A 20,516-nucleotide genomic window follows, 5' to 3' on the forward strand; every position below is an offset into this window, starting at 1 on the left:
GCATTAGATACTGCGGTGTCTCTTTTTTTATATCTCTGCTCATTTAGTTTCATTAATTGCAATTGATTTGTGGATGAGATCAAATCTCCAACAGGTTGCACAACGAAACGACTACAGTTCAAAAAATCAGGGTCGATAGAAACCTAACAGGTATCATGATTGACAGGGATGAACAACAAGCCTGAGATCACAAATAATGCCATGAGTGAGTGGATCAGCAACAATAAACACATTGGATTTGTCTCATCTTTGATATCATCTTTTTTCATACGAAGCTCAAAATAAATAGCTTTTTTAGTTTTTGAGTTTGCTTACTTACTGAAATTTCAACATATAAGACATAGTGGAGAACTGACAATGGCAACAATGGCATTTAAGCCATGGGAACGTTTGATTACCGATATTCGTCTCGTTCCTAAAATGGTTATGCTGATGGTGTTTAGTACAGTATTGATCATCGCAAAGCAGCTTTGGGATGCTCGTACTTTTTACGAATCACTGCTTGCAGCAACTCAGAATACCGAAATCGCTCAGCAACACTATGATGCTTATTTGACTCAAGTAGTATGGCAAACGGCATTCATGATCATCGTTTTTGTTGTGCTTTTACTCGCCGCAGCCAAAGTCATGCTGCGCCAAACACAATATTTAAGTGATTCAATTAAGTTGATGGCAAGTCGTGATCTTTCCACACCGATTAATATGGAATGTAAAGATGAGTACGGCGACGTTGCGCGAGAGCTTGAGAAAACCCGCCGCCAGTTGCAAGACGTCATTAAGATGCAAGTGGATGCCTCACAAGAGCTTTCGTCACTTACCGAAGTCATGACCATCAGCATGTCAGAAACCAAAGATTCGGCTCAAGAAGAGTTTAACGAAATTGACCAATTGGCCACCGCCATGAGTGAAATGACATCCACGGTGCAAACGGTCGCAGAGCATGCACAAAATGCATCAGCACTAACCGAGCAAGCGTCAGGTCAAGCAGAAACTGGTCAGCGTTTTGTCAAAGGCACCATCACTAAGATGAGTGAGCTATCGAAGGATATCGCGGCATCAGCGCAAGCCGTCAACCAAGTTGAAGAACGAGTGGTTGCGATTGGCAGTGTTGTTGGAACCATCCAAAGTATTTCCGAGCAAACCAACCTACTCGCGCTCAATGCTGCCATTGAAGCGGCTCGGGCTGGTGAAGCTGGGCGTGGTTTTGCGGTGGTGGCCGATGAAGTGCGTAACTTAGCGCAGCGCACCCAAAAAGCGACGATTGAGATCCAAGAGATGATTTCTCAATTACAAAATAGTGCCAATTCAGCTGTTGATTTAATGGAAAAAAGTGTAGTTGAAGCGGCTGAAGGAGTTGAGCTGGTTACGAATGCGGGCACTGAATTAGATGGTATTGTGAATCAAGTACAACGGATCAATGACATGAATATCCAAATCGCAACGGCCGCTGGGCAGCAAACTAGCGTGGCTCAGGAAATGGACCAAAATCTAACCAATGTGAGGGAGCTTGTTGAAGCCTCAGTAACAGTGGTTGGTGAGTTGCTTGAAACATCAGAGATCATGCAAAGCAACGCCGAAGAGTTAGATCGGAAAATCACGATGTTCAAAGTCTAACTCTGTAGAAATTCGATCCTTCAATCAACGCCCACAATTCTTGTTGTTGGGCGTTTTTTATTGATATAAGTTTGCTATAAATAGCCTTCTAGCGACTGCATTGGTCTCAATTCACAAGGATGTCTCATGTTACTGCCTTCATCACTTCACGCTTTTGCGCACACCACCTATCAACATTTGCTAGAGCAACAACCGAGCATTGCACAGTGGTCCGAGCCATTGAAAAAACAGCTGTTGTATGTGGTCGGGATGAGCCAGTTTATCAATGAAGCATTATTGCGAGATGAACGGTTGTGTATGCAATTACCGGAAATGTTGGCGGGAGAGTCAAGGCTAGAGCATTACCGAGACGATCTCGCTATACAGCTAGAAGAGTGCAAAGATGAAATGTCAGGGCATCGTATTTTGCGTCAGTTTCGTAACCGGGAAATGGTGTACATCGCTTGGCGAGATTTTACCGCCAGTTGGACGTTAGAAGAGAGCCTTGCACATCTTTCAGCACTGGCGGAAGCACTCATTTTTGAGACTTACCAGTGGCAGTACGCTGTTTGCTGCTTCGAGTGGGGAACGCCAACTAACGACCAAGGTGAAGCACAACCTATGCTGATCATCGGTATGGGCAAATTAGGTGGCGGTGAGTTGAACTTCTCGTCGGATATCGACCTCATTTTTACTTATCCTGAAAACGGTGAAACACAAGGCGCTCGCCGCAGCATCGCGAATGCGCAATTTTTTACCCGTTTAGGCCAGCGAATCATCAAAGCGTTGGATCAACATACCTTTGACGGTTTTTGCTACCGAGTTGATATGCGTTTGCGTCCTTTTGGTGAAAGTGGCCCACTGGTGATGAGCTATGCGGCGCTCGAAGATTATTACCAAGAGCAAGGGCGTGATTGGGAGCGTTATGCGATGATCAAAGCTCGAGTAATGGGGCGGGAAATGTATCCGCAGTACCAAGAGCTGCGTCAAATGCTGCGACCATTTGTGTTCCGCCGCTACATCGATTTTAGCGCCATTCAATCTCTGCGCCGTATGAAATCGATGATCAGCAGCGAAGTGAGACGTCGAGGGCTGCATAACAACATCAAATTAGGCGCAGGCGGGATCCGCGAAATTGAATTCATCGCACAAGTATTTCAGTTAATTCGTGGTGGACGAGAACCCAGTTTACGTCAGCGTGGACTATTAGAAACACTGGTTGCAATAGAAGAACTTGCCCTGCTCAAACCGCAAGAAGTGGCCGATTTACGACAAGCTTATCTGTTTTTACGTCGCCTTGAAAACCTATTGCAAGCGATGGCCGACAAGCAGACGCAAACCTTGCCAGACAATGAACTGGATCAACTTCGCTTAGCCGTTGCAATGCAATGCACTGACTGGGTAACGCTGCTTCACGAAACGCATCAACACATGACCAAAGTACATCAAGTATTTGCAACTCTGATTGGCGATGATGAAGAAGAAGATGACCAGTGCGTTGCTAAACATTTTCACGAGCTGTGGGATATGGCGCACAAGCCAGATGTGCTTGAAACGATTTTTCAACAAGAGCTTACCTGTGATGATCCTGCTGGCATGGCGCATGTATTGATCCAATTTAAAGAGGATTTGGCGAAAAAAACGCTGGGCCCACGCGGACGAGATGTATTAAACCGGTTGATGCCAAAACTGTTCCAAGCGATTTTCATTCACCCAGATGCGCAGTTTGGCTTACCTCGTGTGCTGCATTTGATGTACAAAATTGTGACTCGAACCACTTACCTTGAGCTGCTAGATGAACACCCTGCGGCATTGACGCAGCTGGTGCGTTTATGTACCGCAAGCCCGATGATTTCGGAACAGCTTAGTCGTTACCCCATTTTACTCGATGAACTTATCGACCCGCAGCATCTCTATAATCCAATGGAGTTGTCTGCTTATAAAACTGAACTGCGTGATTTTCTTGCTCGTATTCCCGAAGAGGATATGGAGCAGCAAATGGAAGGATTACGCCAATTTAAGCAGATCTGCATTTTGCGTATTGCTGCTGCTGATATTGCTGGTGCTTTGCCTGTGATGAAAGTGAGCGATCACTTAACCTACCTTGCTGAAGCCATCGTTGAAGCTGTGATCAACCAAGCTTGGCAGCAAGTCAGTGCAAAATACGGCCAACCCACTCATTTAAAAGAGAGGGATGGTAAAGGGTTTGCAGTTGTTGGTTATGGCAAAGTGGGGGGCTGGGAGTTGGGTTACAATTCCGATCTTGATATCGTGTTTCTCCATGACTGCCCAGTGGATTGTTACACTGATGGCGTAAAAGAGATTGATGGCCGTCAGTTTTATTTGCGCTTAGCCCAGCGCGTGATCCACATTTTTGCTACTCGTACCGCTTCTGGTATTTTGTATGAAGTTGATACTCGTTTGCGCCCGTCTGGAGCGTCAGGTTTGTTAGTTAGCCCCGCTGAAGCGTTTGATGAATACCAGCGCAATGAAGCGTGGACGTGGGAACACCAAGCCTTAGTTCGAGCTCGAATGATTTATGGTGATGAGCCACTGCAACAGGCTTTCCATCGCACCCGCCATGAGATTTTGTCATTGGCAAGAGATGAAACCAAGCTCAAGCGGGATGTAGTCGCGATGCGGATAAAAATGCGCGATCATTTGGGGGGAAAGAAAAGTGGCCGTTTTATGCTTAAACAAGATGCTGGTGGCATCACTGATATTGAGTTTTTAGCTCAATATCTAGTGCTGCGTTTTAGCCATGAAAAGCCAAAATTGACGTTTTGGTCAGACAACGTACGCATTTTTGAGTCACTACTGAACCAAGGTGTGATGGACAAAGAACAAGCGCAGGCTCTCACCGATGCCTATACTTCGATGCGCAATCAGATCCATCATCGAAACTTGCTTAACTTGGATGCGGATGTTGACGAAAGTAAGTTTGTTGACCTGCGAAGACGAGTCACAAACGCTTGGCAGCAGTGGCTAGGTTGAGTGTTTTAGAGACTCAATGAGCTGTGTTACACTCAGCGCAATAACAAAAATTGGAGATCCACAATGAAACCAATCCTACCTGACTACAATGATGCAGGTGTATTGATTATTGGCGATGTGATGCTTGATCGCTACTGGTATGGTCCAACCGGTCGCATCTCACCAGAAGCCCCCGTTCCTGTAGTAAAAGTAGAGAATAGCGAAGAACGTCCAGGCGGCGCGGCAAACGTTGCAATGAACATTGCTTCGCTGGGCGGTCATGCGCACATTGTTGGTTTAACTGGCGTGGATGAGCCAGCTAACGTTCTGACTGAAACGTTAACAGCGTTGAAAGTGAGTTGTGATTTTGTTGCTCTGCCAAATTATCCAACCATTACAAAATTACGCGTGCTAAGCCGAGGCCAGCAACTGATCCGTTTGGATTTCGAAGATAAGTTTGAGAACACCGATCCAGAACTGATTTTATCTCGCATGGAGCTGGCGTTACCGAAAGTAAAAGCGGTGATCTTGTCCGATTACGCCAAAGGCGCATTAGAGCATGTGCAGCAATTGATCCAAAAAGCACGTGCAGCCAACGTTCCCGTTTTTATCGATCCTAAAGGAGCCGATTTCGAACGTTATCGTGGCGCAACATTGCTCACACCTAACATGTCTGAATTTGAACAGGTCGTAGGCAAAGTAAAAACAGAGCAAGAGCTAGTAGAAAAAGGCTTTGCCTTGATTGAACAGTTTGATCTTGGCGCACTGTTGGTGACTCGCAGCGAACACGGCATGACACTGTTACAACGCAATCAGAAGCCATTCCATTTACCAACATTAGCCAAAGAAGTGTATGACGTAACGGGCGCTGGAGATACGGTGATTTCAGTGTTGGCGGCATCAGTTGCGGCAGGTAAACCACTTGATGAAGCGTGCGCATTGGCCAATGCGGCGGCGGGTGTTGTGGTTGGTAAACTGGGCACGTCAACCGTTTCAACCATTGAACTAGCGGAAGCGGTTCACGGTAGCAAAGATACTGATTATGGTGTCATCAGTGAACAAGCCTTAATTGATGCGGTAAAAGTGGCTCAAGCTCAGGGCGAAAAGGTGGTGATGACCAATGGTTGCTTTGATATTTTGCATGCAGGACATGTTTCTTATCTTAACCACGCAGCCAAATTGGGCGATCGCCTGATTGTTGCTGTTAACACGGATGAGTCGGTTAAGCGTTTGAAAGGCCCAGGTCGCCCAGTCAATACAACAGATCGCCGCATGGCGGTACTGGCTGCATTGGGCGCTGTCGATTGGGTGGTTCCTTTTTCTGAAGATACGCCACAGCGTTTGATAGCGGCTGTACTACCTAACTTACTGGTGAAAGGTGGTGACTATAAACCTGAAGATATCGCCGGTGGTGAAGAAGTGATTGCTGCGGGTGGAGAAGTCAAAGTGTTGAACTTTGAAGATGGTTGCTCAACCACAGAAATTATTGAAGCGATTAAAGGCGGTAGAGGCTAACATCGCGCCGTATCCTTTGGCATTTTGTATAAAATGAGCCAATCACGACAAAAAAGCCGCTGAATTGTCAGCGGCTTTTACTTTTTTAGCTGTCTGCTTTTAAGCCAGCGTTGATATCTAAAATATCTTGCTCGCTCAAGGTGCCTACTGCTTGACGCAATTGCAGGACGCTCAGTACATAGTCATAACGTGCGTTAGAGAGATTTTTATTCGCATCGTAGAGACGGCGCGTTGAATCAAGCACATCAACAATAGTCCGTGTACCGACATCAAACCCTGCTTCGGTCGCTTCCAGTGCTGATTTCGCTGAAATAACTGACTGTTCATAAGCACGTAAAGCGCCAATAGAGGCATTGATGTTGTTGTTAAATGCACGTACATCTTTCACAACACTGCGATACGTCTGTTCTAAATCTTGGCTTGCAGCAACGTACGCAAATTCAGCTTGTTTGGTTTTCGACGTGGTTTTTCCACCGGTGTACAGCGGCACATTAAGGTTGATCCCAACATTGAAATCGTTGTAATCCCCTTGAGAGTTGCTGTTATCGTTGCTTTCATCACCGTACTTGTAGCCGCCATCAAGAGTCAATGAGGGTAAGTGCCCTGAACTTGCTAATGAAATATTATCTTTCGCGACATCTTGAGCAATACGAGCGGTCAGCAAAGAGAGATTTTTCTGTTGGGCTTCTTCAAGCAGAGCATCAATCGGCTGCGTTGTTTTGCTGGCTGAAAAACGATTAGTATCCAACACACTTAAATCAGAATGTTCTTGCCCGGTAATTTCACGCAAGGTTTCATAACTATTGGTGAGGCTATTTTTTGCCAAAACTTCATCAGCAAGCACGCCATCGTATTGCGCTTGTGCGTCATGCACGTCAGTAATCGCAGAAAGACCGACTTCAAAACGTTGTTTCGTTTGCTCTAATTGACGAGCCACTGCCGCTTTTTCTGCACGGACAAATGCCAAGTTATCTTTGGCGCGAAGCACTTCAAAATAGGCTTGTGCAACGCGTAAAATTAGACCTTGCTGGGTGGCCGCATAGGCAGAATCCGCTTTGCGTGCATTCTTTTCTGCCGTGTCTAAAGAAACCCAACTTGAACGTTGATAAAGCTGCTGAGAGAAACTGATGCCTGCTGTGAGCTTATCGCTTTCACGTGAATCAGTATCACTGCGGTTGATATTGTAACCAGCGGTCAGGTTGATTTGTGGTAACAGATCGCCACGGCTAGATGTGACCGCTTCAAATGCAGCATCACGTTGAGCTGCAGAGCTCAGTAACTGAGGATCATTTTCTTTGGCTTGATTATAGATTTCAGTAAGAGTATCCGCCCATACTGAAGAACTCAGGCTGCCTAATGCTGCGCTGATGAATAGTGGAAGCAGTTTTTTCATTGGTCCTATTCCCTGCCTTAATATGTAAGAAGGTTACTTTTAAGGAGTTTAACTTAAATTGGTGGTAATTCACTCGAAACTTTGCACTTTTTTACACATAACTGTCCATCTGTGCAATAAAATTCGATGCTCGTTTAAAAATAAATATAAAATTTATATAAAAAGTTGAGCAATATCCTTGGTGATGGATGAATTCCATGATTAAACTATGAGATTCACTGAGCGAGGTTTCAAATGCAGCAGTCTGACAAACAGTACAACATTTTTACGCCCCAAGATGTGGACGTCATTTCAAAAGAAACACTGTTCCAAGGTTTTTTCCGCATGGTGAAATACCGCTTTAAACACAAGTTGTTTGAAGGTGGATGGAGTGAGGTGATTGAAAGAGAAATGTTTGAAAGAGGTCATGCTGCGGCTATGCTTCCTTATGATCCTGTGCGTGATGAAGTCGTGATTATAGAGCAAATTCGAGTTGGAGCCCTAGAGCACGCCCATCCTTGGCAACTGGAGATTATTGCTGGAGTCATCGACCCTAATGAAACGTCCGAGCAGGTTATTCGTCGAGAGGCGATGGAAGAGGCGGGAATTGAAGTGAACCGAATCGAAAAAATTAGCTCTTATTATCCATCATCTGGCGGATGCTCTGAATTACTCGACGTCTTTGTTGGTGAAATCGATGCAACGCAAGCTAAAGGCGTACATGGGCTTGACTATGAAGGTGAAGACATCAAAGTTCATGTCATGAGCCGTGAAGAGGCTTACCGCTTAGTGAAAAATGGCCAAATTGAGAATGGTGCCTCAATTGTCGCTTTACAATGGTTAGAGCTAAACTATCAACAGTTACAATTGCAATGGCAGAATTAGCATTGAAAAAACCGTATCACGTTGATTTATCGGAATTAATGCGTGTGTACGAAACTAACTACGCGAAATTGAACGCTTTGTTACCAAGTCAGCCGAGCGTGGGTGACTTACGCTGTTATCAGGCAGCTCAAATGACCTATCAATTACAAGTGCTAGAGGTCACAAAGTACACAACTTTAGTGGAGATTTGTCAGAGTGATGACGTTTCAGTATTTCCATTACCGTCGATGTCTGTCAGGCTTTACCACGATGCACGTGTTTCCGAAGTGTGTGCAAGTGCGCGGATAAATCAGATCAAAGCTCGCTATGATTACCCGAATGAACAAATGATGCAAAAAGATGAGAAAGCGCAAATCAATCGCTTTTTAGGCGATTGGCTTACTTTCTGTTTAAAGCACGGGATTAGCCGAGCTCCAATTTAGTCTTCGTCATAGATGAAAATTAGTCATTCAATTTGGATTAATAAATTTTGAACGTGTCGCCAACTCTAGACAATTCAGACAGCATCAAGCTGCTACAAATTACCGATACGCATCTGTTTGCGCCGGATGATGGCAGCCTGTTGAGTGTTAATACGGTAGATAGCTTTCATGCTGTTGTGGCAGAGATCTGCGCGCAACGTGTTGAATTTGATGCAATTCTAGCTACGGGCGACATCTCGCAAGATCATAGTGCTGAGTCTTATCTTCGTTTCTCTCGTGGTATTTCTTCATTAGAAAAAACTTGTTTTTGGCTTCCCGGTAATCACGACTTTAAACCCAATATGGGCGCCGTATTCCCGTCAGAGCAGATTCAACAGTCGGAGCATGTATTACTCGGTGAACACTGGCAGATGGTGATGCTCGATTCTCAAGTGGTGGGCGTACCGCATGGACGGCTGAGCGATCAACAATTGGCTTTACTTGACGAAAAATTATCGACGCACCATCAGCGACACACCTTGATTGTGCTGCATCATCATCCTCTATTGGTGGGGAGCGCCTGGCTCGATCAACATAGCCTTAAAGACAGCGATGCTTTTTGGAATATCGTCACGCAACATCGCAATGTGAAAGCCGTCCTGTGTGGTCATGTTCATCAAAATATGGATAAACTCCACCACGGTGTCCGAGTGATGGCCACTCCCTCGACCTGTGTACAATTTAAGCCCAATTCAGATGATTTTGCTTTGGATCGCACTTCCCCAGGATGGCGTGAATTGACGCTATCTGCTGATGGTCAAATAGAAACTCAAGTCAAACGTTTAGCTAACGGCGCATTCCAACCGGATTTTAACGCTAATGGATACTGAGATGCCTACTCGTCAACCTATGCTGCTTTATATTCACGGCTTTAATAGCTCGCCGCTGTCGCACAAAGCACAAGTGATGGTGAAGTATTGCCAAATGCAGCGTCCTGATATCAAAGTGATGGTGCCTAAGTTACCCAGTTTTCCCGCGCAAGCTGCGGAATATCTACTTGATCTTATTCATCAACATCAAGATCAATATCGTATTGCGCTGGTGGGGAGTTCATTAGGCGGGTATTTGTCTATTTGGTTAAACCATTTGTTTGGTTTTCGTGCCGTGGTGATAAACCCAGCAATCAAACCGTATGAATTATTGGTCAATTTTTTAGGCGAACAAGTCAATCCCTACACGCAAGAGCACTATCGGCTAGAGGCGAAACATATTGAAGAGCTCAAAGCATTAGAGGTTAAAATTAATGACGTCACGTCATTTTGGTTGTTGCAACAAATGGGCGATGAAGTCTTAGATTACCGTCAAGCCGTCGCTAAATTGACGGGAGCAAAACAGACGGTTGAATTTGGCGGCGATCATAGTTTTGTTAACTTTGAGCGATATCCGCGACAAATCATCGAATTCCTAGATCTCTGACCAATTCATTGAGGGGGGAGTCATAATTTTACCTGTAACTTACTTATCTCGCTTGACATAAGCAAGGCTCTTCCAGACTATGTCCTATCTATACTTTTGCAGTTTGTAATGCTGAAAAAATCAGCGTTGTTGTCGTTAATTAATCACAAGCACATCATTGATAAACTGCCGAAAAAGTAACGAATCATTTATCTATAAAAGCATTCCGTATTATGACTGAACAATATAATGCTGGGGCCATTGAAGTTCTTAATGGTTTAGAGCCAGTACGTCGCCGACCTGGGATGTATACGGACACCGCGCGACCTAACCATTTAGGCCAAGAAGTTATCGATAACAGTGTCGATGAAGCGCTAGCCGGATATGCCTCCAAGGTACAAGTTATTCTCCACGCAGATCAATCACTTGAAGTGATCGATGATGGGCGTGGTATGCCTGTTGATATTCACCCTGAAGAGAAAATATCAGGCGTTGAGCTTATCTTCTGTAAATTGCATGCGGGTGGTAAGTTTTCAAACAAAAGCTACCAGTTCTCCGGTGGTTTACATGGGGTAGGTATTTCCGTAGTGAATGCCCTATCCAAGCGTGTGGAAGTGACCGTTCGCCGTGATGGGCAAATCTATGAAATGGCGTTTGAGCACGGTAATAAAGTCGAGGAATTGACAGTAACTGGCACCTGTGGTCGTCGCAATAAAGGGACAAGTGTCCACTTTTGGCCCGATACCAGCTACTTTGATTCGCCTAACTTTTCAGTGACTCGCCTAATCAATAATTTGCGCGCTAAAGCGGTACTTTGCCCGGGGCTCGAGATCACCTTTAGTGATAAGGTTAACAATCTTGAGCACCGTTGGTACTACGAAGACGGCCTAAAAGATTATCTCGCAGAAGGCGTAAAGGGTTACACCTTATTGCCCGAAGAGCCATTTACGGGTGAGTTTGTCGCTGAAACTGAAGCGGCCAACTGGGCAGTGATTTGGCTACCTGAAGGTGGTGAGATGATCACTGAAAGCTATGTTAACTTAATCCCGACCGCACAAGGTGGTACGCACGTTAACGGCTTACGCCAAGGGTTGCTCGATGCGATGCGTGAATTCTGTGAATTCCGCAACCTGTTGCCGCGTGGCGTTAAGTTAACTGGTGAAGATGTCTTTGACCGCTGTTCTTATGTGTTGTCGGTTAAGATGCAAGACCCACAGTTTGCAGGGCAAACTAAAGAGCGCCTTTCTTCACGTCAAACCGCGGCTTTTGTTTCAGGTGTGATAAAAGACTCCTTCAGTTTATGGCTGAATGAAAAACCACAACTCGCTGAATTACTTGCCGAAGTGTGCATAGCCAATGCGCATCGCCGCATGCGAGCCAGCAAAAAAGTGGTACGGAAAAAAATCGCATCAGGCCCCGCGCTCCCCGGTAAATTGACCGATTGTTCAGTGCAAGACCTGAGCCGCACGGAAATCTTCTTTGTCGAAGGGGATTCAGCAGGCGGCAGTGCTAAGCAAGCGCGCGATCGTGAATTTCAAGCGGTTATGCCACTGCGTGGGAAAATTTTAAATACGTGGGAAGTGTCGGCAGACCAAGTGCTGGCTTCACAAGAAGTGCATGATATCTCTGTTGCGCTTGGGATTGATCCTGATAACGACGATCTCGATGGATTGCGTTACGGTAAAATCTGTATTCTCGCGGATGCGGACTCTGATGGTTTACATATTGCCACCTTGCTCTGCGCCTTATTTACCAAACATTTCCGAGCACTAGTCAAAGCGGGCCACATTTTTGTTGCGATGCCTCCTTTGTATCGGATCGACTGCGGCAAAGAGGTCTTTTATGCACTCGATGATGCTGAAAAAGAGGGCATTTTAGAGCGACTTAGCCAGAAAAAAGCCAAAATCAACGTCCAGCGATTTAAAGGTTTGGGTGAAATGAATCCGCTTCAATTGCGTGAAACAACGATGGATCCAAACACGCGCCGCTTGGTGCAACTGACCATTGATGATGCTGAAGCAACGGATGAGATGATGGACATGTTGCTAGGTAAAAAGCGTGCAGATGACCGCCGCGCATGGTTGCAACGTTATGGCGATATGGCAGAGGTGCAATAAATGTCAACTGAAATAACCTTTGATGGTGTTGAGAAACTGCCGCTGCGTAAGTTCACTGAAGACGCCTATCTCAATTATTCGATGTACGTCATCATGGACCGCGCACTGCCTTATATTGGCGATGGTTTAAAACCGGTACAGCGACGTATTATTTATGCGATGTCGGAGCTTGGACTCTCGGCGTCAGCCAAGTACAAAAAATCAGCGCGTACCGTTGGTGACGTGCTCGGTAAATACCACCCGCACGGTGATTCGGCCTGTTACGAAGCGATGGTATTAATGGCACAACCCTTTTCTTACCGCTATCCACTGGTGGATGGTCAAGGTAACTGGGGTGCTCCGGACGATCCAAAATCCTTCGCGGCGATGCGTTATACCGAAGCGAAACTGTCTAAATTCGCTGAAGTTTTACTGGGTGAGCTTGGACAAGGCAACGTTGATTGGCAGCCTAACTTTGATGGGACAATGCAAGAACCACAAATGCTGCCGGCGCGTTTACCTCATATTTTGCTCAATGGCGTCACGGGAATTGCGGTGGGTATGGCGACCGATATCCCGCCACACAATGTGCGTGAAATTGCCGATGCGACGATTCACCTGATCGATAACCCGGAAGCGCAACTGCATGATGTGATGCAGTACGTGCAAGGGCCAGATTATCCGACCGAAGCGGAAATTATTTCACCCAGAATTGAAATTGAGAAAATATATCGCTCAGGTCGCGGCAGTATCAAAATGCGCGCGGTTTGGCATAAAGAGGGGAGTGATGTTGTGATCACAGCATTACCTCATCAAGTCTCAGGCGCTAAATTGCTCGAACAAATCGCTAACCAAATGCGCGCGAAGAAATTGCCAATGGTTGAAGATTTACGCGATGAATCGGATCACGAGAACCCTACGCGTATTGTTATTGTGCCGCGTTCTAACCGCGTAGATTGTGACTTGTTGATGAGCCACTTGTTCGCATCAACCGATCTAGAGAAAAGCTTCCGTGTTAACTTGAACATGATTGGCTTAAACAATCGTCCTGAAGTGAAAGGTTTAGTGACCATTCTTTCTGAGTGGATTGAGTTTCGTCGCACCACGGTTCGCCGCCGCTTACAGTACCGTCTTGATAAAGTCATGGCGCGTTTGCACATCTTGGAAGGTTTGCTCATTGCTTATCTGAATATTGATGAAGTGATTGAAATCATTCGTACTGAAGATGAACCTAAAGCGGTACTGATGGCCCGTTTTGGTATTAGTGCTATTCAAGCCGATGCGATTTTAGATACCAAACTTCGCCACTTAGCCAAACTTGAAGAGATGAAGATTCGTGGTGAGCAAGATGAGCTTGCCAAAGAGCGCGAAAAATTAGAGCAGTTGCTTGGTTCTGAGCGTCGCTTGAACACATTGTTGAAGAAAGAGATCAAAGCGGATGCTGAGAAGTACGGTGATGATCGCCGTTCACCACTGATTGAGCGTGCTGAATCTAAAGCGTTGACTGAGCGTGACCTTGTGCCAAGTGAAGCGATCACCGTTGTGCTTTCGGAAAAAGGCTGGGTACGTCATGCCAAAGGGCATGACGTGGATTGCCAAAGTTTGAGCTATAAATCCGGCGATCAGTATTTGGCTCATGCTTGTGGTAAGAGCAATCAACAGGTCGTATTCTTGGGTAGCGATGGTCGAAGTTATTCGCTTGAAGCTCACTCGCTACCTTCGGCGCGCAGTCAAGGTGAGCCGATTACGGGTCGTCTCAACATCACAGAGGGCTCGTCTATTCGCCAAGTAGTTATGGGGGAAGAGGATCAACTCTGGTTAGTGGGCTCGGATGCCGGTTATGGTTTTGTGTGTAAAGGTGGTGAACTGCTGTCGAAAAACCGTAGTGGTAAAGCCTTAGTTAATTTGCCTGAGAACTCAGAGGTAATGACGCCGCAGGCCATCGGTAATTTGGAGTCTGATGACATTTTAGCGATCACGAATCAGGGCCGAATGTTGCTATTCCCAATCAAAGATTTACCACAGCTAACCAAAGGCAAAGGCAACAAAATAATCAATATTCCTGCGGCTAAGTCCAAAGAGCGTGAAGAGTTTGTGTCACACTTAATCTCCTTGCCTCAAGGATCGGCTATTACGCTCTATGCCGGCAAACGCAAACTTGGTTTAAAAGCCAGCGATCTAGAGAACTTCCGTGGTGAGCGTGGACGTCGAGGTAGCTTACTGCCGAGAGGGCTACAACGTGTTACTGCAATTGAGATTGAATCAGAACTTAGTGGTTCAGATCTTGAGCAAGAGTAAAAGTCTATAAATAAAAGCCCCCTTCGTGAGTTGGGGGCTTTTTTATGTCTCTTTGTTTTTGGTGCTTAGTTTTATTCGCGTAGGTCTTCAACAATTGTCACGGGAAGTGTCATCTCTTCACCTTTACGTAAGATGAGCACATCGACAACGGTACCTGGGCGCAAGTCAGTGACAATTTCCATCACACTCTTGCGACCATTAATTTTTTTACCGCCAATTTTTAGAATAATGTCCCGCTCTTTAAAACCAGCCGTTTCCGCAGGGCCATTGGGGTCAATGCCCAACACAACTATGCCGCCAATATGTTCACTGCCAAGTAGGCGAGATGTTACTGGAGTAATATCTTGCCCATCAATACCGATATAGCCGCGAATCACGCGTCCATCAGCAATGATTTTTTCCATAATGGTATTGGCTAATTTGTAAGGAATCGCGAATGATATACCATCGGTTTTCATTTCAGTTGCTTGTTGAAACGAAGCCGTGTTAATACCGACGAGCTCTCCTTGAGTGTTGACCAAAGCTCCACCTGAATTGCCTTCATTAATGGCCGCATCAGTTTGGATGAAAGCTTGACGTCCATCGGTACTGACTGATGAACGTTCAGTGGCAGAAATGATACCAAAAGTAGTGGTTTGTCCAAGGTTGTATGGATTGCCAATGGCCAGTACCACATCGCCAACTTTCACCGAGTAATTGGGATTTTGTGGAATAACGGGAAGGTTCGTTCCTTCGATTCGCAAAATTGCGATATCCGTGCGTCGATCTTTGCCTACTAATTGCGCTGCTGCGAGACGGCCATCTTGTAAGGCCGCTACGATTTGGTCTGCTTGGGCTACTACGTGATAGTTAGTAATGATGTACCCTTTCTCGCTCACAATCACACCAGAACCTAACCCTTGAATCGACAGTTTACTGCGATCGCTTTCGGTGTATTTTTGGTTGTAAATATTGACTACAGCAGGTGCGGCGCGGCGAACGGCTTGGTTAAACGAAATTTGCAAAGAGAGCGCATTGGGAGACTCTTCGGCCGCGATTTGCGGGAGAACATTTGAACGTAGCGAGGGAACCGCTAGTAAAATAACAATAGCAGCGAGAAGCCCAAGCCCCACTGAACGAAGTAAAAAGTTAAGCATATCTTCCCCAAACAAAACCCGCTATATACTCAGCTTATTTTACACCTGAGCTTGAGAGAGGAAGAATAGCACTACATGATTGAATAAGAAAAGGGCAGCATTTAAATGCTGCCCTGATCACTCGACAAGAGATTCTCACTAATTAGCGAATAACCAAGTAAATAGTTCTATCACCTCGTTGGATATTCAGCGCAAGTATGCTCGGCTTTTTCTCCAAAATTTCGCGTAATTGTGCGAGGTTTTTCACTCGTTGGCGGTTAACACCAATGATGATGTCCTCTTTTTGTAGTTGATACGCTTCTGCCGCTGACCCTTTCTCTATAGCAGTCACTTTAACGCCAGCGATTGGGTCTTGATCCGTCGTATTGGTCAGTGCCGCACCAGTCAACCCCGAGTGCAGTTGCTCTGCTTTAGTTGTGGTGTTGTTTTCACTCAAGGTTACGTCGAAGGTTTTGCTTTTACCATCGCGGATAACATCGATTGTGATTTTTTTACCTGCACCTAATGTTGCCACTTTGGCTCTTAATTCATTGAAGGTAGAAACGTTTTTTCCATTAATAGCTGTGATGACATCACCCGCTTTGATCCCTGCTTTATCGGCGGCGCTATCTTTAATAACTTGGCTAACAAACGCCCCTTTACTTGACTCATAGCCTAGCGCTTCAGCCAGTTCAGAGGTTATTTCACCCCCTTGAACACCGAGCACGCCACGTTTTACCTCACCAAATTCTAAGATCTGTTCGGTCAAGTTTTTCATCATATTTGATGGTATTGCAAAACCTATCCCAACGTTGCCACCATTCGGCCCAAGAATCGCGGTATTAATCCCAATCAATTCACCATTGAGATTGACTAAGGCACCACCAGAGTTGCCACTGTTAATCGCGGCATCGGTCTGAATAAAGTTCTCAAAGTTTTCAAGATTAAGTCCACTTCGTCCTAGCGCAGAAACAATGCCGGAAGTCACCGTTTGACCAAGACCAAACGGGTTCCCGATCGCGACAGTGAAATCACCTACACGCAGTTTGTCTGAATCCGCGATACGAATTTGGGTTAAATTTTTTGCTTTTTTTAATTTGATCAGCGCGACATCGGACATTTTATCGCCACCGACGAGCTCCGCATCGTATTCTCGGCCGTCGTATAATTTGACGCGAATCTTATCAGCGCCATCGATGACGTGATAATTAGTCACAACATAACCTTTGTCTGCGTCAGTAATGACACCAGAGCCTAATGCTCTAAATGGCCGCTCTTGCGATTGGTCGATTGGGAAGTCAGGACCAAAGAAAAATCGAAACTGCTCGGGTAAACGTTGATGGGAGACTTGAGTTCCCTCAACTGAGATACTCACAACCGCCGGTGTCACTTGCTCTAGCATCGGTGCTAAGCTCGGCAATGGCTCACCACTGACAGAAAAGGGTAGCGCTGCCATTGCGGGTAGTGGGGTGATGATTGAACTTAAACTTAACGATAGAGCGGTTAAAAGAAGTAAAGGTTTTTTCATCATAAGCTCCTTTGGAATAACTGTGTTCGAAGTTTAATATTTGTACGAAAGACAAAACTTCAACACTCTCGTGAGGTTTATGACTCAAAAACCTTTATAAAGTTCATGAATTCAGATTAAACGGCTTTCACCTTAACCACGTCTGCAGAATGAATGATCTCTTTTTTGGGGGTATTAAAAAGCCCTGTTGCGCCATTGGCATAATCTTTCGGTGGCTGTTCCAAAATGTCATCGTTGCTTTTATCTGTATCATTATGCAGAGCGATTTTTTTGATAAATGGGTTATCTTGCTCTGGCATATTCGGCAGAATTTCGGACGATGTTTTGGCCATGTGTTGATACAGTTTTGTATAATCTTTACCTAGGGTATCGAGTATTTCTGCCGCTTGAGCAAAGTGATCCGACAATTCTTGGCGTTGTTGTTCCAAACTAAATTTCGCGTTATCTAATTCTTTTTGTAGAGACTTTTGGTTTTTATATTGAGGCGTAGTCAATCGTGAAATGACCATTCCCAACACGGCCCCTACTAGCAAGCCTACAATGGCATATATCCAAGGCATAACAGCTCCTTATTGTTGTTATTTAACATGTTTTTTACCTGTTGGTTACACACGTCGCTTGGACATGTTACTATGACTGCTCTAGCCAATAAAGCGAAATACACGAAATAGCAGTTTCCATTTTCTTTAGTGCAGTAGGCGGTCATGACACCAAAACAGCGATATGAACACGATGTAAAAAAACTCGGTTTTCAACGAGACTCTGCTCAAGAAAGCGCCGTCGATGCGCTGGATTTACTCTACCATCAGTTTCAGGATTATCTTAACCAACCAGTTAAGCCCTCCGCGGTTTGGACCAAATGGCTTGGTCGTCAACCTGAACAGCCTAACTTACCTAAAGGGCTCTATTTTTGGGGCGGTGTCGGGCGAGGAAAAACCTATCTAATGGATACGTTTTTTGAAGCTCTGCCAACCACTCGCAAAATGCGAGTGCATTTCCACCGTTTTATGTACCGAGTTCATGATGAGTTGAAGGCACTGGCTGGAGTTGAAGAGCCCTTAGAAAAGGTTGCCGATATTTTAAAGTCTGAAACGGAAATTATCTGTTTTGATGAATTTTTTGTATCAGATATTACCGATGCGATGATTTTGGGTACCTTGTTTCAAGCACTGTTTAAGCGCGGCATTATCTTAGTGGCGACATCGAACATTCCACCGCACGACTTATACCGCAACGGCTTGCAGCGAGCACGCTTTCTCCCTGCAATTGCTTTGATTGAATCACACTGTCATGTGTTGAACGTCGATAGTGGCATTGATTATCGCTTAAGAACATTAGAGCAAGCGGAAATTTACCACTATCCATTGGATGAAGCAGCAAGCCACAATTTACAACATTACTATCGGCAATTGGTTGGTGACGAGAAAAAAGAAGCACGCAGTGAGATTGAAATCAATCATCGCACCCTCGCTGTTGTAAAGGCTAGTGATGGTATTTTACATGCGACATTTGAACAGTTATGCCAAACGGCGAGAAGCCAAAACGATTACATTGAGTTGTCCAAAATTTACCACACAGTACTGCTGGCCGATGTGAAGCAAATGGATCGCGCCATCGATGATGCAGCGCGGCGTTTTATTGCGTTGATTGATGAATTTTACGAACGACATGTAAAAGTAATTATCTCCGCTGAAGTGGCGCTGGACGATCTGTATCTGCATGGGCAACTGGAGTTTGAATTCAAACGTTGTCAGTCGCGGTTAATTGAAATGCAAAGTCATGAGTATTTATCAAGGGAACATCTGGCCTAGCTCAATCCGAACACTTTTAAAGCAAAATAAAAAATTCGTGATTTTGTTCAAAAAGAGGTGATTTTTTCTACTGACTTCCCTATAATCCTGCGACCCACCGTTACTGCAGGCCTGTTTCTGTGAAACGAGAGGCCGAGAGAAACCAAACGCTCGAAGGGGCAACTTTGGACTCTTAGACAGTGGGGGCATTTTAATGCTCCTTTTAGTGTAAATTTTATTTAACGGGTTATTATTAGCATGAAAACTTTCGTTGCTAAACCAGAAACTGTAAAACGCGACTGGTATATCGTAGACGCTGAGGGTAAAACTCTAGGTCGTCTAGCAAGTGAAATTGCATCTCGCCTACGTGGCAAACATAAAGCTGAATACACTCCTCACGTAGACACTGGTGATTACATCATCGTTGTAAACGCTGAGAAAGTTACTGTAACTGGTAACAAAGCAGCAGCTAAAACTTACTACCGTCACACTGAATTTCCAGGCGGCTTAAAATCAATCACTTTCGACAAGCTGATTATTCGTAAGCCAGAGATGGTTATTGAGCTAGCGGTTAAAGGTATGCTACCACGTGGTCCTCTAGGCCGTGCTATGTACCGTAAGCTGAAAGTTTACGCTGGCGCTGAGCACAACCATGCTGCTCAACAACCAAAAGTACTAGACATCTAATTGGGGATTTCGAAAATGGCAGAGAATCAATACTACGGCACTGGCCGTCGCAAAAGCTCAGCTGCACGCGTTTTTATTAAACCAGGCAGCGGCAACATTGTAATCAACAAGCGTAGCCTTGATGTTTACTTTGGTCGTCCAACTTCTCGCATGGTTGTTAAACAACCTCTTGAGCTAGTTGAACTAACTGAGAAACTAGATCTATACATCACTGTTAAAGGTGGTGGTATTTCTGGTCAAGCTGGTGCTATCCGTCACGGTATCACTCGCGCTCTAATGGAATACGACGAATCACTACGTCCTGTTCTACGTGCAGCTGGCTACGTTACTCGCGACGCTCGTTGCGTTGAACGTAAGAAAGTTGGTCTGCGTAAAGCACGTCGTAAACCACAATTCTCTAAGCGTTAATCTTTTTTCAAAAGATTCGCTTCCAGTGTTACTGGATTGTGGTTCAAAAGCCCGGTATTTATACCGGGCTTTTTGTTTTTTGGTGTTAGCAAACACTCATTTTTTTAATCACATCATTTGGTTGTTGCTCTTTAATCTTCCTTTTGTGACCTCACGTGCGATTTACTTCACGAATGTTACGAAAAGGTAGCTTTATCTTGTCAAAAAGTAGGGTTTTATTTATGATTTGCCATCAAATAAATACAACTAGATTCGTATTTTGTTAGCCATGCTCTTGATAAGCGGAATAATAATAATCCACAGGGAGCAAATGGGAGAATGTTTGGATGAGCAATGCGCCTTTAAATAACGGTCGCAGACGTTTCTTAACCGCGACAACAGCCGTTGTCGGAGGGTTAGG

The 20,516-nt window shown here is 45.1% G+C and carries 16 protein-coding genes and 1 pseudogene; 13 read left to right on the forward strand and 4 right to left on the reverse strand.

The genetic code is table 11. The features are described from left to right. The first annotated feature begins 357 nt into the window (after positions 1-357). The 3 genes from AACQ17_RS13060 to hldE all read left to right on the forward strand — a co-directional run bounded on the left by AACQ17_RS13060 (position 358) and on the right by hldE (position 6,081). The gene (locus tag AACQ17_RS13060) at positions 358-1,614 is read left to right on the forward strand and encodes a methyl-accepting chemotaxis protein (protein WP_013856051.1); all 1,257 of its coding nucleotides are present in this window, start codon (positions 358-360) and stop codon (positions 1,612-1,614) included. A 126-nt stretch (positions 1,615-1,740) separates the two neighbouring features. Further along, a complete protein-coding gene (glnE, locus tag AACQ17_RS13065; RefSeq protein WP_094147785.1) occupies positions 1,741-4,587 on the forward strand; it encodes a bifunctional [glutamate--ammonia ligase]-adenylyl-L-tyrosine phosphorylase/[glutamate--ammonia-ligase] adenylyltransferase in 2,847 nt (948 codons plus the stop codon). Positions 4,588-4,650: 63 nt separating this feature from the next. Beyond that, entirely contained in the window at positions 4,651-6,081 is a 1,431-nt protein-coding gene (hldE, locus tag AACQ17_RS13070) for a bifunctional D-glycero-beta-D-manno-heptose-7-phosphate kinase/D-glycero-beta-D-manno-heptose 1-phosphate adenylyltransferase HldE (protein ID WP_017042672.1), read from the forward strand. An 85-nt stretch (positions 6,082-6,166) separates the two neighbouring features. Here the strand turns inward: hldE and tolC are convergent, their stop codons facing one another. Continuing rightward, the gene (gene tolC / locus AACQ17_RS13075) at positions 6,167-7,474 is read right to left on the reverse strand and encodes an outer membrane channel protein TolC (RefSeq protein WP_064625882.1); all 1,308 of its coding nucleotides are present in this window, start codon (positions 7,472-7,474) and stop codon (positions 6,167-6,169) included. A 234-nt stretch (positions 7,475-7,708) separates the two neighbouring features. On the opposite strand from tolC, the gene nudF reads away from it, so the two are divergent. From nudF to parC, 6 genes are all read left to right on the forward strand, one after another. Further along, positions 7,709-8,338, forward strand: a complete 630-nt coding sequence (nudF, locus tag AACQ17_RS13080) for an ADP-ribose diphosphatase (protein ID WP_094147519.1) — start codon at positions 7,709-7,711, stop codon at positions 8,336-8,338. Continuing rightward, positions 8,326-8,760: a DUF1249 family protein gene (locus AACQ17_RS13085; RefSeq protein ID WP_017042669.1), complete on the forward strand. Its 435-nt coding sequence runs from the start codon at positions 8,326-8,328 to the stop codon at positions 8,758-8,760. The genes nudF and AACQ17_RS13085 overlap by 13 nt, the downstream gene beginning before the upstream one ends. A 47-nt stretch (positions 8,761-8,807) precedes the next feature. Beyond that, a complete protein-coding gene (cpdA, locus tag AACQ17_RS13090; RefSeq protein WP_094132261.1) occupies positions 8,808-9,629 on the forward strand; it encodes a 3',5'-cyclic-AMP phosphodiesterase in 822 nt (273 codons plus the stop codon). Continuing rightward, complete coding sequence (gene yqiA, locus AACQ17_RS13095; protein WP_017042667.1) at positions 9,619-10,215, forward strand: esterase YqiA; 597 nt, start codon at positions 9,619-9,621, stop codon at positions 10,213-10,215. The genes cpdA and yqiA overlap by 11 nt, the downstream gene beginning before the upstream one ends. Before the next feature lie 212 nt (positions 10,216-10,427). Then, positions 10,428-12,311, forward strand: coding sequence for a DNA topoisomerase IV subunit B (parE, locus tag AACQ17_RS13100; protein WP_017042666.1), 1,884 nt, complete (start codon positions 10,428-10,430; stop codon positions 12,309-12,311). After that, complete coding sequence (gene parC / locus AACQ17_RS13105) at positions 12,312-14,588, forward strand: DNA topoisomerase IV subunit A (protein ID WP_094147518.1); 2,277 nt, start codon at positions 12,312-12,314, stop codon at positions 14,586-14,588. It abuts the gene before it with no gap. Between the two features lie 71 nt (positions 14,589-14,659). On the opposite strand, the gene degS is transcribed toward parC, so the two are convergent. From degS to zapG, 3 genes are all read right to left on the reverse strand, one after another. After that, the gene (degS, locus tag AACQ17_RS13110; RefSeq protein ID WP_026027947.1) at positions 14,660-15,724 is read right to left on the reverse strand and encodes an outer membrane-stress sensor serine endopeptidase DegS; all 1,065 of its coding nucleotides are present in this window, start codon (positions 15,722-15,724) and stop codon (positions 14,660-14,662) included. 142 nt (positions 15,725-15,866) lie between these two features. Continuing rightward, on the reverse strand, positions 15,867-17,231 hold the full coding sequence (locus AACQ17_RS13115) for a Do family serine endopeptidase (protein ID WP_026027948.1): 1,365 nt from the start codon (positions 17,229-17,231) through the stop codon (positions 15,867-15,869). A gap of 116 nt (positions 17,232-17,347) precedes the next feature. Next, a complete protein-coding gene (zapG, locus tag AACQ17_RS13120) occupies positions 17,348-17,791 on the reverse strand; it encodes a Z-ring associated protein ZapG (RefSeq protein ID WP_013856064.1) in 444 nt (147 codons plus the stop codon). A gap of 144 nt (positions 17,792-17,935) precedes the next feature. Between zapG and zapE the strand changes: the two genes are divergently transcribed. The 4 genes and pseudogenes from zapE to AACQ17_RS13140 all read left to right on the forward strand — a co-directional run. Beyond that, positions 17,936-19,042 (forward strand): cell division protein ZapE, encoded by a 1,107-nt coding sequence (gene zapE, locus AACQ17_RS13125; RefSeq protein WP_094147517.1) that lies wholly within the window; start codon positions 17,936-17,938, stop codon positions 19,040-19,042. A gap of 237 nt (positions 19,043-19,279) precedes the next feature. Beyond that, positions 19,280-19,708, forward strand: coding sequence for a 50S ribosomal protein L13 (gene rplM / locus AACQ17_RS13130; RefSeq protein ID WP_013856066.1), 429 nt, complete (start codon positions 19,280-19,282; stop codon positions 19,706-19,708). A 15-nt stretch (positions 19,709-19,723) separates the two neighbouring features. Continuing rightward, a complete protein-coding gene (gene rpsI, locus AACQ17_RS13135) occupies positions 19,724-20,116 on the forward strand; it encodes a 30S ribosomal protein S9 (protein ID WP_010318040.1) in 393 nt (130 codons plus the stop codon). A gap of 326 nt (positions 20,117-20,442) precedes the next feature. Next, positions 20,443-20,516, forward strand: a pseudogene (locus AACQ17_RS13140) (ubiquinol-cytochrome c reductase iron-sulfur subunit); the annotation flags it as partial.

Source organism: Vibrio sp. V10_P2A27P122 (assembly GCF_963874335.1).
Lineage (GTDB): Bacteria > Pseudomonadota > Gammaproteobacteria > Enterobacterales > Vibrionaceae > Vibrio > Vibrio anguillarum.

Coding starts and splice junctions, on each gene's coding strand:
- nudF (WP_094147519.1), top strand. CDS start 7,709: ATGCAGCAGTCTGACAAACAGTACAACATTTTTACGCCCCAAGATGTG.
- hldE (WP_017042672.1), top strand. CDS start 4,651: ATGAAACCAATCCTACCTGACTACAATGATGCAGGTGTATTGATTATT.
- AACQ17_RS13060 (WP_013856051.1), top strand. CDS start 358: ATGGCAACAATGGCATTTAAGCCATGGGAACGTTTGATTACCGATATT.
- tolC (WP_064625882.1), bottom strand. CDS start 7,474: ATGAAAAAACTGCTTCCACTATTCATCAGCGCAGCATTAGGCAGCCTG.
- yqiA (WP_017042667.1), top strand. CDS start 9,619: ATGGATACTGAGATGCCTACTCGTCAACCTATGCTGCTTTATATTCAC.
- zapG (WP_013856064.1), bottom strand. CDS start 17,791: ATGCCTTGGATATATGCCATTGTAGGCTTGCTAGTAGGGGCCGTGTTG.
- glnE (WP_094147785.1), top strand. CDS start 1,741: ATGTTACTGCCTTCATCACTTCACGCTTTTGCGCACACCACCTATCAA.
- AACQ17_RS13115 (WP_026027948.1), bottom strand. CDS start 17,231: ATGAAAAAACCTTTACTTCTTTTAACCGCTCTATCGTTAAGTTTAAGT.
- parC (WP_094147518.1), top strand. CDS start 12,312: ATGTCAACTGAAATAACCTTTGATGGTGTTGAGAAACTGCCGCTGCGT.
- degS (WP_026027947.1), bottom strand. CDS start 15,724: ATGCTTAACTTTTTACTTCGTTCAGTGGGGCTTGGGCTTCTCGCTGCT.
- AACQ17_RS13085 (WP_017042669.1), top strand. CDS start 8,326: ATGGCAGAATTAGCATTGAAAAAACCGTATCACGTTGATTTATCGGAA.
- rpsI (WP_010318040.1), top strand. CDS start 19,724: ATGGCAGAGAATCAATACTACGGCACTGGCCGTCGCAAAAGCTCAGCT.
- parE (WP_017042666.1), top strand. CDS start 10,428: ATGACTGAACAATATAATGCTGGGGCCATTGAAGTTCTTAATGGTTTA.
- zapE (WP_094147517.1), top strand. CDS start 17,936: ATGACACCAAAACAGCGATATGAACACGATGTAAAAAAACTCGGTTTT.
- rplM (WP_013856066.1), top strand. CDS start 19,280: ATGAAAACTTTCGTTGCTAAACCAGAAACTGTAAAACGCGACTGGTAT.